This window comes from Salinispora pacifica DSM 45544 (genome assembly GCF_000378845.1).
Lineage (GTDB): Bacteria > Actinomycetota > Actinomycetes > Mycobacteriales > Micromonosporaceae > Micromonospora > Micromonospora pacifica.
This window is the reverse complement of sequence record NZ_KB905359.1, coordinates 1,549,725-1,563,669: the sequence shown is the minus strand read 5'-3', so window position 1 is coordinate 1,563,669 and position 13,945 is coordinate 1,549,725. Positions and strand designations below refer to the sequence as shown.

Here is a 13,945-nt window from a genome sequence, read left to right as displayed (position 1 = left end):
GCGGTTGTTGTCGCCGGGGGTGAGGGTGACGGGTTGCCAGGTGGTGCCGTCGTCGTAGGAGACCTCAAGCTCCACTGCGGTGATGGCGCCGGTGCCGGAGCCGCCGGGCTGTGGTTTGGCGGTGATGCTGATTTCTTGGTTGGTGCCGGCTTTGACGTCGCCTCGTAGGTCGGTCTCCAACTCGTAGTCGAGCTGCAGCAGTGTGATCGGGGCGGGGTCGAACGGGTCAGCGTTGTTGGTGCTGGAGATGAAGTCCCACTCGGTGTGGGTACGGGTCGACAGTCGCCACTCCTCGGCTGGGCGCGACGCATCCAACACCAGCCGGTACGGCAGCGTCCCAGCCGGAACCTCTTTTTTGATCAGGTGGGCAAAATGCTGGTCTTCGTGCAGCAGGGTGTCGCCCTGGTAGAGCTTGATGTGTTCTTGCGCCGTGGGGTACCTCATCATCCCGCGGTAGTCGAGCGTGGTGCCCGACGGGCTCCAGGCGTGCGGGTTGAGAGTCATGTAGTCCTGGTGCCGACTGTTTTGGGTCCAAGCTGACTTGTTGAAGGCCGGTCGAATGGCGGGTGCGAACCAGTCCACTCTGCTGGTTGTGCCCTTTGGGTAGGCGCGCGGGTCCGCCACGACCGAAAAGTCACGCTGTAGGTGGCTCTCGGCCCAGGGGATGTCTGGGGTGACCCATTCGGTGCGGGTGCTGGGATGCCACTCCGGCTCGGGGACCCCGAGTGGGAGGCCGATGGCCGCGTCGGCGCGGTAGCCGGAACCTTCGGTGTTCTGTACGGCGTGGTATCGGGCGTTGACTCGGGCCAGGTCGCTATGGCTGGGGTGGTAGGTGAGGGGCTGGTCGGGCACCTGTTCGCGCCAGACCTGGGCCAGGTCGTAGATGGTGTCGGGGTATTTCTCTTGGCTGACCTTCAGTGGCGGTATGCCGTGTTCGGCGAGTTTGGTCAGGATGTTTCCGATGTCGCGGTGGATGCTGGCGACGGGGATGGGTGATTCGCCGACATCTTCGTGGAGGATTCCGGGTTTGTCGTTGACGATCAGGAGTATTTCGGCTCCGGCGGCTGCTGCGGCGGCGGCTTGGTCGGCTGCGCTGATGTCGTCGTTGCGGGTGACGACGGCGATTGTGCCGTCGGCGTCGAGGTCGGTGTAGTCCTCGGGGGTGCCGGTGCCGGCGTGGACGGGGCGTAGCCATTGGGTGCCGGTGGTGATGGTGCTGCCGGGTTGGACGACGGCGTCGATGGGGAGTAGGCCGAGGGCGCGCAGGCTTAGGACCGGTGCTCCCCTGCGCCATTTCGCCGCCATGGCGAAGGAGGTTTCGGTGGTCTTCTCGGTCGGCAGGACGTACACGTCGTCGTATACCGGCGAGATGAAGTGAGCGTAGTAGATAGGCGCCGCTCCGGTGCCGTAGTCGATGGTGTATTGGAGCAGGCGCTGTCGGTTCTCGGTGCGTTGGGGGGTGGTGGTGTCGAGGAGTCGGGCCTGGCTGGCGTCCAGGTTCACCTCGGTTGGTTTGTCGAGCACGACTTCCGGTGCGGCCAGCAGGGCGAGGCCGAGGGAGTCCGCTCGTTCACCCGGGATTTCTGCCGTCGTTTCCAGCGTGTAGGTCCCCGGTGGCAGGCGCAGCGTCCGGTCACCATCGACCGGGATGTACCGGGGGAACCATTCGCCGGCTGCTCGCACAATGACGAAATCTTCAGCGGGGTCGCCGTTGCGGTCGCGAAGTTTGATGGTCAGGCCGTAGCGTTCGTCTTCTTTGAGGAGGCCGAGGGCGGTGCGGGTGATGGTGTCGCCGGTGGTGGGGTCGGTGCCGACGAGGTGGCCGGCGTGTGAGCCGATGGCGATTCCACTGGGGTCGGCGGTTACCGGGACGTCCAGCTGGCCGCCCGCGGGGATGGTCACCGTGGAGTCGTTGAGGGTGAATGCGTCGCTGCCGGTGGTGGCCAGGTTGAGGGTGACCGGGGTGGTGCCGCTGTTGGTGAAGGTGACCGGTTCGGTGACGGGGGTGTCGGTGGGCTGGTGCGGCCATTCGAAGTAGCCGATAAATGCGGAGCCGGCGGCGCGTACGGTGCTGTTCACGGCTGCTGCCACGTCGAGTCGGCCGGTGCCGACCTGGAACGCGGTGTAGCTGTCGCTCAGCGCCTCGGCGCTGCTCATCAGGGCGTCCTTGAGCTGCTGGCCGGTCCAGTCGGGGTGCTGTTGGGCGAGGATGGCGGCCGCTCCGGCCACGTGTGGGGCCGCCATCGAGGTGCCGAGCTTTTCTACGTACATGCCGTCGCCGGTGCTTTGTTGGGAGCGGGCGGCGTTGATGGCGACGCCGGGGGCGGTGAGGTCGGGCTTGAGCCCGCCGCTTCCCGCCAGTGGTCCGACGCTGGAGAACCCGGCGAGTCGGTCCTGTTTGTCCACGGCGCCGACGGTCAGCGCGCTTTCGGCGTTGCCGGGGGTGCCGATGGTCATTCCGTTGTTGCCGGCGGCGATGACGAAGAGCGTGTCGTGCTGCGCGGAGAGGTTCTCCACCGCCAGGGTCATCGGGTCGAGGACATCGGTACGCGCCGCGTTGCCGAGGCTCATGTTGACCACGTCGGCGCCGGATTCGGCGGCCCACTGCATGCCGGCGATGATCCAGGAGTCGTAGCCGACGCCTCCGTTGTTGAGGACTTTGCCGATGATCAGGTCGGCTGCGGGGGCGACGCCGGTGTTGTCGCCGTCGGAGGCGGCGCCGGTGCCGGCGATGATCGAGGCGACGTGGGTGCCGTGTCCCTGTGGGTCGGTGACGTCTTCGTTGGGGACGAAGCTGACGCTGTCCTTGATCAGGTTGGTGAGGTCGGGGTGGGTGTGGTCGATGCCGGTGTCGAGGACGGCGACGGTGACGCCGTCGCCGTCGTAGCCGGCTTTCCAGGCTTCGGGGGCGCCGACCTGGGGGACGCTGTCGGCGAGGGTGGCGTGTACCTGGCCGTCGAGCCAGAGCTTCGCGCCGCCGCTGCTGCTTTCCGCGCGGGTCTGACTGGAGCCGGAATCGGCGGTGAGGGTGGTCCAGAGGGTGCGGGTGTCTTCTTTGTCGGTGGTGAGGGCGTGGCCGTTGATGGCGGGTAGGTCGTGGGTGAGGGTGGCGCCCTTGAGTGCGGTGGTGGTGGTGCGAGCTGTTGTTCCGGAGTAGGTGGCGATCAGTGGTATGTCGGTGGTGTGGGCGTCGTCGTAGCCCATCTCGATCAGGTCGGTGACGTTGAACAGTCGTTGGTCGAGTCGGTCGTTGGCGAGCAGGGGGATGGCTTCGTCGGGGATGACGTGGAGGTCGTCGCCGTGTTGTTGGACGCTGAAGCCGCCGGTGGCGTCGTCGGGTTGGTCGACCTCGGTGAGGGTTTTGCCGTCGGCGAGGGTGCGGACGGTGACGACGTCGCCGGTGACCAGGGTGACGGTGTGCGCCTCCGGGGCGGCGGCGGGTGTGGCGAGGGGAGCGGTTGTCGGGGACAGGCCGGCATTCGCGGCAGCCGGATCGATCGCGGCGGCTGAGGTCGCGATCATCGCGGCGGCCACGGCGGCGGCGAGCAGCCGCCGCCGTGATCGGCCAGCAGCAAACGGGCTTGAATGGGAATGCATAGACGTAGTTCTACCCACCGCACCCCGAAAGGTAAACACTCTGTTAGTTGTTGACTACATAGCGGCGTGGTTTGTCAGAGTGGACGATCCCGGTGCCGCTCAGTCGTCGCCACGATCAGAGGTCAAGCAGGATGGTGCGCGGGCCGACGTTCACGCTCTCCACCAGCATCTGGGCCCGGAAGCGCCCGGTCTCCACCTTGGCCCCACGGGCACGCAGCTCCTCGACGACCGTGGTGACCAGGGGCTCGGCCACCTCCGCCGGGGCGGCGGCGGTCCAACTCGGGCGGCGGCCCTTGCGGGCGTCCCCGTAGAGGGTGAACTGGCTGACCACCAGGATCGGGGCACCGAGGTCGGCGGCCGACCGTTCCCCGTCGAGGATCCGCAACTCGTGCACCTTTCGAGCGAGGGTTCGGGCGGTCTGCGTTGTGTCGGAGTGGGTCACCCCGAGCAGCACCAGCAGGCCGTCGCTGATCGCCCCCACCACCACATCGTCAACCGTGACCTGGGCCCGGCCGACCGTCTGCACCACCGCGCGCATCAGACCATCACCCCCCGCATCACTCCACCACCGGCTCGACGAAACCGCGCTCGACCAGGTGGGCCACGATCGGGCCGGCCGCCTCCGCCAGCTCGCCCGGGGCCACGTCGTGCGCGGAGGCGAGCAGGGCGAGCTGATCGCGCAGCGGCAACCGTCCGTCCGCCCCGCCGACCAGGGCCAAAACGATCGGGTCGATCTCCTCGGTCCAGCGCAGGCCGCGCGGCATGGCGAGGATCTGTCGGTTCACCGACCACCCCTCGTCGCTCATGGTGGCCTCCTGCCGCAGCTGGAGGTCGTCGGCGGCCCGGTAACGCGCCGCGAGCAGCCCGTCGGTGTCACGGACCCGGAGCCACTCCTGGCGGTCGAACCACTCTGTGACGCGGTCGCCGAGCGGCGCCTCGACCAGCTGGCGCAGCTCCTCCACCCGGACAACCGGGTCGTCGTGGCCGGAGCGGCGCAGCGAGACGATGCCGAAGCCGATCGCCTCAACCTTGTGCGCGTCGAACCAGTCCAACCACTCGGCCATCCGTTCCGGGCTGGCCGTTTCGCCGACGTCGGAGAGCCACAGATTGACGTACGCCATCGGGTCGGCGACCTCGCGCTGGATCACCCAGGCATCCAGCCCGCTGCCGGTGAACCAGCCGGCGACCCGCTCGGCCCAGTCCTCACCGGCGACGTGCACCCAGTTCGCGAGGTACTGCATGGTGCCGCCCTCGGTGAGCAAGCTGGGGGCGGCGGCGGCCAACTCGGCGCCGATCGCGTCGCCCACCCGCCCGGAGTCGCGATAGACGTGCGTGGTGGTGCCCGGCCCGACAACGAACGGTGGGTTGCTGACCACCAGATCGAAGCGGCGCCCGGCGACCGGGGCGGTCAGGTCGCCGCGAAGCAGTTCCCAGTCCTGCCCGTTGAGGGCGGCGGTGGTCGCGGCGAAGCGCAGCGCCCGCTCGGAGAGGTCGGTGGCCGTGACCCGCCGGGCATGGGTGGAGAGGTGCAGGGCCTGGACGCCAGAGCCGGTGCCCAGGTCGAGTGCGGTCTCGACCGGCTGCCGGACCGTCGCCCCGATCAGGGTCTGGGTGGCGCCGCCGATGCCCAGTACATGCTCGGCCTGCAACGCCCGGCCGGGGTGGGTGCTGGCGGGCGCGTCGGCGAGCACCCACCAGTCATCCCCGTACGGCTCCAGGTCGAGGCCCATCCGCAGGCCGTCGCCGTGCCGCTCGACCAGGCCACCGGCGAGCGCCTCCTTGATCGGCAGCGGCGCGAGCGCGGTGGCGACCGCCTCGTACGGCTCGGTCTGTTCGCAGACGAAGAGCCGGATCAGGGTGGCGAGGGGATCGCGGTCCTCGGTGGCGCGCAGCGCGGCTCGGAAGTCGTTGCGAGCCATGCCGCCGGTCGCCTGCGACCCCAGCCGGCCGGCGATCCCGTTCGAGGTGAAGTTCGCCCGGGTCAGGGCGTTGCGCAGCGCCGCCACGCCGGCGGGGGAGAAGAGCATGTCATCTGGGTCCACGCCGCTATCCTGCCCGCCATCGACATCGTCGTGGGCGGCACCCGCCGGACTTCGGCCGCAGGTGTCAGGCCGAGCGGGGTCTGCGCCCTCACGGCGTCGCCGGGGCTGCTGCGCCTACACGCTGATCAGAGTCGAGGTGACGGTGGTGGGGAAGACGCGGGCGGTGCCCTCGACGGTGACTCCGACCTCGGCACCTACCGGCACCGTCGGACTGCCGTCGAGGATCCGGGCGGTGACCCGGGTGCCATCGGCCAGCCGGAGGCCGACCAGCGCGTCGTGCCCGTGGAAGTCGTGCCGCAGTACGGTGGCGGCGACCGTCCCCGGGCCGGTACCCAGGCGGACCTGCTCCGGTCGGACGAGGACGGTCACCGGGCCGGCCGGGGCGCTGTCGGCGATCGGCACGTCCCCCAGACAGGTGCGTGCGGTGCCGCCGTCCAGGACCACCGCCGGCAGCAACACCGCGTCGCCGACGAAACCGGCCACCCACTCGTCGGCTGGCTCCCGGTAGACGGCGGTCGGCGTCCCGGCCTGTACCACCCGACCGGCGCGTAGCACCACCACCCGGTCGGCCACGGACAGCGCCTCACCCTGATCGTGGGTGACCAACACGCCGGTCGCGCCGTCGGCGCGTAGGGCCTCCCGGACGTCGTGTCGCAGTCCGGCCCGGAGTCCGGCATCGAGGGCGCTGAAGGGTTCATCCAACAGCACCACCGACGGGCGGGGCGCGAGCGCCCGGGCCACCGCGACCCGCTGCTGCTGGCCGCCGGAGAGCTGGTGTGGCATCCGGTGGCCGAGCCCGGCAAGGCCCACCAGGGTCAGCACCTCCTCGATCCGGTCGCCTCGGCGGGCGGCGCGACCCAAGCCGTACCCGACGTTGTCGGCGACGCTGAGGTGCGGAAAGAGCGCGCCTTCCTGGGGCACCACGGCAATGCGGCGGCGGTGGGCGGGCAGGTGCAGGCCGGAGCCGGCGATCGGGACACCATCGATGTGGATCGCGCCGTCGTCGAGGCGTTCGAACCCGGCGAGGCAGCGCAGCAATGTCGTCTTGCCGCAGCCGGAGGGCCCCAGCACGGCGGTGAGTAGCCCGGACGGCACCGTGAGGTCGACACCGGCGAGCGCGGTCACCGCGCCGTACCGCCGGACCACCCCGGTCAGCGCGACCTCACTCATCCCCGGTCCTCCTTGTCGAGCAGGCCGCTGCGGGAGACCAGCAGCCAGGTGGGCAGCGCCGAGATCGCCACCAGTAACGCCGCGTACGGGGCGGCGGCAGCGTACGCGCCGACCGACGTGGCGGTCCACAGCTCGGTGGCGAGGGTGTCTGTCCCCGTCGGCCGCAGCAGCAGGGTGGCGGGAAGCTCCTTCATGCCGGTCAGGAAGACCAGCGCCGCGCCCGCACCGATACCGGGCAGGACCAGCGGCAGGGTCACCGTACGCAGCACGGTCAGTGGGCCCCGGCCCAGCGAGCGGGCCACCTCCTCCAGCCCCGGTGGGGACTGGGTGGCGGCGCCGGCAACCGCGCCGACCGCGAGGGGGAGGAAGAGGGTCGCGTACGCCAGCGCCAGCAGCCAGCGGGTCTGGTAGAGCGGGTACGCCACGGTGATACCGAAGAAGATCAGCGAGAGCCCGATCACGACCCCGGGCAGCGCGTGGGCGAGGTACACGAGCCGGTCCAGCACCGTGGTCAGCGCGTTGGGCGCGCGGGCGACGAGCAGCCCCAACGGCAGCGCCAGCAGCATGGTCAGCGCGGCGCCACTCAACGAGACGGTCAGCGAGTTGCCGGCGGCGACGGCCACCTCGGCCAGGGCACCTGGGCGGGACACACCGTCGGCGAGCCGTCGGGCCAGGCTCAGCGCGGGCACCCCGAGGGCGAGTGCCGCCACGCCGAGCAGCGCGGCGAGCGCCGGCCAGCGGGCGGCGCCGAGCTGCAGCCGGGCCGGCGGGCGGCGGATGCCGCCGAGTCGTGCGTAGCGGGCGCCCCGCCGCCGGGTGGTGGTCTCGGCGGTGAGCAGCAGCACGGTCAGCGCCACCAGCACGCTGGCGAGCACCAACGCGCCGGTGCGGTCGAACCCCAGGTCGAACGCGACGAAGATGGCTCGGGTGAAGGTGTCGGTGCGCAGGATCGAGACGGCCCCGAAATCGGAGAGCACGTAGAGGGCGACCAGCAGCCCGCCCGCCGCCGTGGCGGGACGGATCTGGCGTAGGGTCACCGCGGTGAACGTCTGCCATCCGCTGCGCCCCAGTGACCGGGACACCTCCTCCTGGGCCGGGTCCGCGCCGCGCAGTGCCGCCGCGACCGGCAGGAAGACGTACGGGTAGGAGCAGAGCGTCAGCACCAGCGCCGCCGGCCAGAAGCCTTCCAGCCCGCGTATCTCGGAGAGCCAGGCGAAGGCCGCGATGTACGTGGGGACGGCCAGCGGCAGCGCCGCCAGCACCGCGAAGAACCGCCGGCCGGGCAGCTGGGTGCGGGTGACCAGGAAGGCGGTGCCGACACCGAGCAGGACGCAGGCGGCGGTGACCACCGCTGCGAGGGCGAGGCTGCGGAGGGCGAGCAGCGCGACCCGCTCGGTCCACAACTCGTCGACGACCCGGTCCCAGCCGGCCTCCGCGGTGCGGAGCGCGAGGTAGGTCAGGGGCAGCAGGGCTACGAACACCGCCGCCGTCGACGCCGCCAGCAGTACCGGTCGGGGCACCAGCCGTCGCACCCGGTTGGGTACGGCGAAGCGGGTCGGCCTGCTGGTGGCCGACCCCGCCGTGGCCGTCGGAGTGCTCAGGGCACCAGCCCGGAGTCGGTGATCATGGCGACGGTGGCCTCAAGGGTGTCCAGGTCGTTGAGGTCGATGGCGGGCACCTTCAGGTCGGCCAGTGGCGGCACGTACGTCGGACCGGGCACGCCCGTCACCACCGGGTACTCGAAGGTCTCCTCGGCGAAGTACCGCTGGGCCTCCGCGCCGAGTAGGAAGTCGACGAACGCTTGGGCGTCGGCGTCCTCGGCGGCCCGGTTGAGCACCCCGACACCGGCGATGTTCACCAGGGCGCCGGTGTCACCGTCGGGGAAGAAGTGCAGCTTGGCCTGCAACGCCTCCGGCGTGCTGCCCTGCTCTTCGGCGATCGCGCCGAGGTAGTAGTGATTGACCAGTCCCATGGGGACCTCGCCGGCGTCGACGGCCTCAACGATCCGGATGTTGTTGTCGAGGATCTGCGCCTCGTTGGCCTTGAGGTCGGAGAGGAATTCCTGCGCCCGCTGGTCGCCGTGCTGTACTCGGATCGCGGTGACGAACGCCTGGAAGGAGGCGTTGGTCGGAGCGAGCGCGACCTTGCCCTTCCACGCCGGGCCGGTCAGGTCGAAGACGGAGGTCGGGAGTTGGTCGGCGGGGACCTGGTCGGCGTTGTAGACGAGTACCCGGGAGCGGGCGCTGATGCCGACCCACTGGCCGCTGCGCGCCCGGTAGGTCTCGGTGACCTGGTCGGTGCTGGTCTCCGGCAGCGTGGCGAACATGTCCTGTTTGGCCACGGTGCCGAGGGCGCCGGCGTCCTGGGCGAAGAAGATGTCGGCCGGGGACCGGTCGCCCTCCTCGACGAGCTGCGCCGCCAACTGGGCGGTGGTGGCGTATCGGGGCCGGATCTCGATGCCGGTCTGCTCGGTGAACTTCTCCAGCAGCGGCTTGACGAGCTTCTCGTTCCGTCCGCTGTAAACGGTGATGATCTTGTCGTTGGGCTCGCCGGGGTCGGTGTCATCCGCACCGGACCCGCAGGCGACCAGGCCAACGGAGAGTAGTCCGGTCGCGACGAACGTCGCAGCGGACCGGCGGAAGAGTGCAGACACGACGAACCTCATTCACACGACAGGTCGGCGGAGACTAACCCGGTGAAGTTAGCACAGGCTAACCTCACAGTGATGTGGTGTGCGGGATGAATCACGGTCGTGGGCCGATCGGGCCGGCGGCGGGGGTGATCGGCGAGGCAGGTCAGGGCCGGCAAAGGGCAGGTCAGCGCCCGGCGGCGGCCGACAAGCGGCGGGTCAGGGCCGCCGGGCGAAGCCGACGAAGGCCTGCCACGCCGCCGGCCCGAAGGCCAGCGTCGGCCCGAGCGGGTCCTTGCTGTCGCGGACGCCGACGACACCGGGGAGATTGTCGGCCACCTCTACACAGTCGCCGCCGTTACCGCCGCTCTTCGTGCTCTTGCGCCACCGGGCACCGGTCAGGTCCATGCTGCTGCCGCTTCTCTCAGGAGATCCAGGGAACGCCCACGGGGGAGGGCCTCCCCACGGATGAGTTCCCACCGTCGCTCCAGCGTAACAATGTCCGATGTCTTCTCCAGCAGCTGCGCCCGCGCGGGGCTGTCCACGTGGGCCACCCGCGACCCGTCCGGCATGTCGGCGATGGTGAAGGGCCCGTCCAGCCCCGGGTAGCTGGGGGCGTCGAGCGGGACGACGTGCAGCTGCACCTTCGGCGACTCGGCGCAGGCCAGCAGGTGGGCGAGCTGCTCGGCCATGAGAGCCCGGCTGTCGCCGACCCGCCGCCGCAGGACCCCGGCGTCCAGCACGGCGATCAGCAGCGGCCCCTGCTCGCGCTGGAGGATCGCCTGGCGGTTGAGCCGCGCCTCGACCAGATCGTCGGTGTCGGTGGTGAGGATGCCGCCGGCGAGCGTCGCCTCCGCGTACGCCTCGGTCTGGAGCAGCCCCGGCACCCAGGCGAGCTGGAAGGCCCGTAACGCGATCGCCTCGCGTTCGACGTTGACCCAGGGGCGGAACCAGACCGGCTCCCGGCGGCGGCTCACGTCCGGCCAGAGGGTGTCGATGTCTCGGCCCAGCAGCTCCGCGACGGTGGCCCGGTGTCGGGCCTGCGGGATGTGGCCGGGGTTGGCCCACCTCGCGGCGGTCTTTGGATGGACGCCGACCTGACCCGCGAGACTTTCGGCGGTGTGCCCCGCCTCGGTGAGCGCTGCAACAAATGCATGGTTCATGCCGGCTCCTACCTGGAACGAAGGGACTGTCCCAAAAACTAAAGGCAACGCTGTGTGATTGTCCAGCTTCGGATTGGAGGGTGATGACAGGACGGTGCGGCCGGTGCGGACCCGAGCCCGCCGGAGGCACTGTCGGGCCGCCCCGCCGGGGGTGGTGGGGCGGCCCTTCCACGCACCGAGGAGGCAGTCATGCGAGTACGTTGGTTCCGTTGTCGGCGTCGTCGACAAGACACCCCGGCGCAGCTACCGCGGCGGGTTCCGGCCGCACCCCAGCCGGCCTGGATGACGGCACCGACCGAGGCGTTTCCCCGGCCCGGTCGGGTCGGCTGGCTGACCCCCGCCCAGTCCTGGCGGGCGAACGGGGGGCGGCGGTGAGGCCGCACTCGTTGCCGCAGCCGAGACTCGGCCCCCACCCCGAGCACCCCCGCCACCGCGCCGGGAACCGGCCGCCACACACGCCGCTGCGGCCGATGTGGGCATGCCGGGCGTGTGGCCAGCCGTGGCCCTGCGCGGAGGCCCGGCTGCTGTTGAAAGCCGAGTTTGCGACGCGCCCACCCAGTTTGTCGATCTACCTCGCCGGGCTGTTGTACGAGGCGATGCACGACCTGTATCACCTGAACCCGCACGACGGGCCCGGTCCGCGTGAGCTCTTTGACCGGTTTGTGGCCTGGGGTCCCTACCGCCGACCGGCCGGGCAGCCCGGGGAGTGATACCCCGGGCGCCGGACCCACCGATCCTCGCCGGGCCGGAAGGCGAGCCGGAAAGCGAGGTTGCCGGCGACCTCCCGTGGCCGGAGGGCGAGGTGACAGGATGAGGGGGATCCCCGAGGAGGTCCGTGGTGAAGCGTCCGGCGTACCAGCCGATCCTGATCACCGACGCCCCGCGCAGCCAGGACGATCAGCTCACCAGCCGCCAGAAGCGGTACGTGCTGATGATGGGCGTCCGAGTGGTGTGTCTGATCGTCGGCGCGATCTTGGTCGGCGTGGAGGCCCCCATGCTCTGGCTCTGGCTGCCCCTGGCCGGCCTGGGCATGATCCTGATTCCGTGGCTGGCCGTGCTGCTGGCCAACGACCGGCCGCCGAAGGAGAAGCACCGTCTCGGTGGCAAGTTCCGGCCCCGGTCCCGGTCCTTGGCGGACCCGGCGCCGACGAGCCTCACCGCCGAGGAACAGCCGCACAAGGTCATCGACGCCGAGCAGTGACACCGGGCGTCAGCTCGGTGGTCGGGCCCCCACCTGGCCGACCGCAGACGCGCCCAGGTCACCGGCGCGCTGCAGCACCGCCTCCGGGGTCGCCCCGGTCAGCCAGGTGGAGAGCAGGCCGGCGGCGAACGCGTCGCCGGCCCCGGTGGGATCGACCACCGTCATCCGGCGGGTCGGGGTCACCGCGACCATGGCATCCCGGTCCACCCAGACCGCGCCGGCCGCTCCCCGTTTCACCACCACCCGCCGGGCCGAGGCGGAGAGCACCCGCCCCTGCGCCGCCGGGTCGAGCCCGCCCGCCAGCACTCGGGCCTCCGCGGCGTTGACCAGGAGCAGGTCGATGCCGCGTACCCAGCTCAGGAAGCCCGCCGCGCCGACCCGCCGCAGCGGTGCCGCACTGGCCGCGTCCACGCTGATCGAGAGCCCCCGTTCGCGGGCCGCGGCCAGTGCGCGGAGCCCGGCCGGCCGGGACCCGGCATCCAGCAGGGTGTAACCGGACAGGTGTAGGTGGCCGGCGTCCGGCGTGGCGTCAAGAGCGGCGTCGACCGCCGCCGGCGAAAGCCACAGGTTCGCCCCCCGCTCGGTGACCATCGTGCGTTCGTCGCTGGTGGCCAGCACCAAAACCGTTCCGGTGGGGACCTCGGGTACCCGGGTGACCGCGCAGTCGACCCCGCCGCGCGCCAACTCGGCGACCCGGTCCCGGCCGGGACCGTCGTCGCCCACCGCCCCGACCAACGTCACCGGCATGCCCAACGCGCCCAGCCAGGCCGCGGTGTTCGCCGCCTGGCCGCCCCCGGTGAACCGGATCTCGGCCGGCGTGTCCGAACCGGTCATCAGCGGCCCGGCCAGCACCGCCACCACGTCGGTGATCAGGTCGCCGACGACGACCACCCGGGGTGGCGTCATGCCTGCCGGGCAGCCGACGCGACCGCGATCCGGGCGGCGAGGTCGGCGTTGCGCAGGATGATCCGGATGTTCACCGCGAGGCTGGCCCCCTCGGTCACGGAGTGGAAGTGTGCCAGCAGGAACGGGGTCACCGCCTTGCCGGTGATCCCCTCCTGCCGCAACAGCGCCAGCCCTTCGGCCAGGGTGCGATCGTGTAGCGCCGGGTCGAGCTGCTCGTCGGTGGGCAGCGGGTTGGCCACGACCAGGCCGCCGGAGTGCAACCCGTGCTGCTCCTGGGCGGCGAGCGCCCCCGCCACCTGCTCCGGCGAGTCGACCGACCAGTCCAGGTCGAAGCCGCCGTCGGTGAGGTAGAAGCCGGGGAAGCGGCGGGTGCGGTAGCCGACCACCCCGACCCCGAGTGTCTCCAGGCGTTCCAACGTGGCGCCCGAGTCGAGGATCGACTTCACCCCGGCGCAGACCACGGCGATCGGCGTACGGGCCAGGGTCGTCAGGTCGGCGGACTCGTCGAAGCTCTGGGCCGCCTCGCGGTGCACGCCGCCGAGACCGCCGGTGGCGAACACCCGGATCCCCGCCGCCGCGGCCACCGCGCTGGTAGCGGCCACGGTCGTGGCGCCGTCCGCGCCGGTCGCGGCAGCCACGGCGAGATCGCGTACGGAGAGCTTGGCCACGTCGTCAACGGTGGCGAGACGGGTCAGCTCCGCGTCGTCGAGGCCGACCACGAGCTGGCCGGCGACCATGCCGATGGTGGCCGGTACCGCGCCGGCGTCCCGGACGGTCTGTTCGATCTCGCGGGCCACCCGGAGATTGTCCGGCTGGGGCAGGCCGTGCGAGACGATTGTGCTCTCGAGCGCTACCACGGGACGGCCGACGCGGAGCGCGTCGGCGACCTCGGCGCCGTGTCGGAGGTGAAAGGTGGTCACAGTGCCCAACCGTACGGCGTCGGTCAGTCGGGCTCGAAGTAGACCGGGTAAAGGGTGACCTGCCAGACTTGGTGGGTGGAGGTATGGAAGTGAGCACACAGGTTCTCGAGCGTCCCGAGGTCAAGGACGCCGACACCGGCCCCGAGATGTTCCATTACGTGCGCAAAGAGAAGATCGCCGAAAGTGCCGTGATGGGCACCTACGTCGTGGCGCTCTGCGGCGAGACCTTCCCGGTCACCAAGTCGGCCAAACCGGGCTCACCGGTCTGCCCCAAGTGCAAGGAGATCTACGAGTCGATGCGCGAGTGAGTCGACCGC

At 70.8% G+C, this 13,945-nt stretch carries 14 protein-coding genes; 4 read left to right on the top strand and 10 right to left on the bottom strand.

Going from position 1 to position 13,945, the window contains the following annotated elements:
- The 8 genes from SALPAC3_RS25445 to SALPAC3_RS0107040 all read right to left on the bottom strand — a co-directional run.
- A partial coding sequence (locus SALPAC3_RS25445; protein ID WP_033774825.1) for a S8 family serine peptidase occupies nt 1-3,597 on the bottom strand: 3,597 nt, incomplete at its 3' end.
- Nucleotides 3,598-3,712: 115 nt separating this feature from the next.
- Nucleotides 3,713-4,135 (bottom strand): D-aminoacyl-tRNA deacylase, encoded by a 423-nt coding sequence (dtd, locus tag SALPAC3_RS0107070; protein ID WP_018220557.1) that lies wholly within the window; start codon nt 4,133-4,135, stop codon nt 3,713-3,715.
- Nucleotides 4,136-4,154: 19 nt separating this feature from the next.
- Nucleotides 4,155-5,639 carry a DUF7782 domain-containing protein gene (locus tag SALPAC3_RS0107065; RefSeq protein ID WP_018220556.1) on the bottom strand — a complete coding sequence of 495 codons (1,485 nt, stop codon included), beginning with the start codon at nt 5,637-5,639 and terminating at the stop codon, nt 4,155-4,157.
- Between the two features lie 114 nt (nt 5,640-5,753).
- Nucleotides 5,754-6,809 (bottom strand): ABC transporter ATP-binding protein, encoded by a 1,056-nt coding sequence (locus tag SALPAC3_RS0107060; protein ID WP_018220555.1) that lies wholly within the window; start codon nt 6,807-6,809, stop codon nt 5,754-5,756.
- Complete coding sequence (locus SALPAC3_RS0107055; RefSeq protein WP_018220554.1) at nt 6,806-8,341, bottom strand: ABC transporter permease; 1,536 nt, start codon at nt 8,339-8,341, stop codon at nt 6,806-6,808. Before SALPAC3_RS0107055 ends, SALPAC3_RS0107060 begins: the two co-directional genes overlap by 4 nt.
- 65 nt (nt 8,342-8,406) lie before the next feature.
- Nucleotides 8,407-9,474, bottom strand: a complete 1,068-nt coding sequence (locus SALPAC3_RS0107050) for an iron ABC transporter substrate-binding protein (protein ID WP_026185307.1) — start codon at nt 9,472-9,474, stop codon at nt 8,407-8,409.
- Nucleotides 9,475-9,657: 183 nt separating this feature from the next.
- Nucleotides 9,658-9,846 (bottom strand): DUF397 domain-containing protein, encoded by a 189-nt coding sequence (locus SALPAC3_RS0107045; RefSeq protein ID WP_018220552.1) that lies wholly within the window; start codon nt 9,844-9,846, stop codon nt 9,658-9,660.
- Nucleotides 9,837-10,601: a DUF5753 domain-containing protein gene (locus SALPAC3_RS0107040; RefSeq protein WP_018220551.1), complete on the bottom strand. Its 765-nt coding sequence runs from the start codon at nt 10,599-10,601 to the stop codon at nt 9,837-9,839. The genes SALPAC3_RS0107045 and SALPAC3_RS0107040 overlap by 10 nt, the downstream gene beginning before the upstream one ends.
- 189 nt (nt 10,602-10,790) lie before the next feature.
- On the opposite strand from SALPAC3_RS0107040, the gene SALPAC3_RS26765 reads away from it, so the two are divergent.
- The 3 genes from SALPAC3_RS26765 (at nt 10,791) to SALPAC3_RS0107030 (ending at nt 11,802) form a co-directional block, all read left to right on the top strand.
- A complete protein-coding gene (locus SALPAC3_RS26765; protein ID WP_080635131.1) occupies nt 10,791-10,976 on the top strand; it encodes a hypothetical protein in 186 nt (61 codons plus the stop codon).
- Nucleotides 10,973-11,311 carry a hypothetical protein gene (locus SALPAC3_RS0107035; RefSeq protein ID WP_026185306.1) on the top strand — a complete coding sequence of 113 codons (339 nt, stop codon included), beginning with the start codon at nt 10,973-10,975 and terminating at the stop codon, nt 11,309-11,311. The genes SALPAC3_RS26765 and SALPAC3_RS0107035 overlap by 4 nt, the downstream gene beginning before the upstream one ends.
- Nucleotides 11,312-11,439: 128 nt before the next feature.
- Nucleotides 11,440-11,802, top strand: a complete 363-nt coding sequence (locus SALPAC3_RS0107030) for a DUF3099 domain-containing protein (RefSeq protein ID WP_026185305.1) — start codon at nt 11,440-11,442, stop codon at nt 11,800-11,802.
- A 9-nt stretch (nt 11,803-11,811) separates the two neighbouring features.
- On the opposite strand, the gene SALPAC3_RS0107025 is transcribed toward SALPAC3_RS0107030, so the two are convergent.
- Both SALPAC3_RS0107025 and SALPAC3_RS0107020 read right to left on the bottom strand, forming a co-directional pair.
- Nucleotides 11,812-12,708, bottom strand: a complete 897-nt coding sequence (locus tag SALPAC3_RS0107025) for a carbohydrate kinase family protein (protein ID WP_018220548.1) — start codon at nt 12,706-12,708, stop codon at nt 11,812-11,814.
- Nucleotides 12,705-13,628 (bottom strand): pseudouridine-5'-phosphate glycosidase, encoded by a 924-nt coding sequence (locus SALPAC3_RS0107020; protein ID WP_018220547.1) that lies wholly within the window; start codon nt 13,626-13,628, stop codon nt 12,705-12,707. Before SALPAC3_RS0107020 ends, SALPAC3_RS0107025 begins: the two co-directional genes overlap by 4 nt.
- A gap of 83 nt (nt 13,629-13,711) precedes the next feature.
- Between SALPAC3_RS0107020 and SALPAC3_RS0107015 the strand changes: the two genes are divergently transcribed.
- On the top strand, nt 13,712-13,936 hold the full coding sequence (locus SALPAC3_RS0107015) for a DUF3039 domain-containing protein (protein WP_018220546.1): 225 nt from the start codon (nt 13,712-13,714) through the stop codon (nt 13,934-13,936).
- The last annotated feature ends 9 nt before the right edge of the window (nt 13,937-13,945 follow it).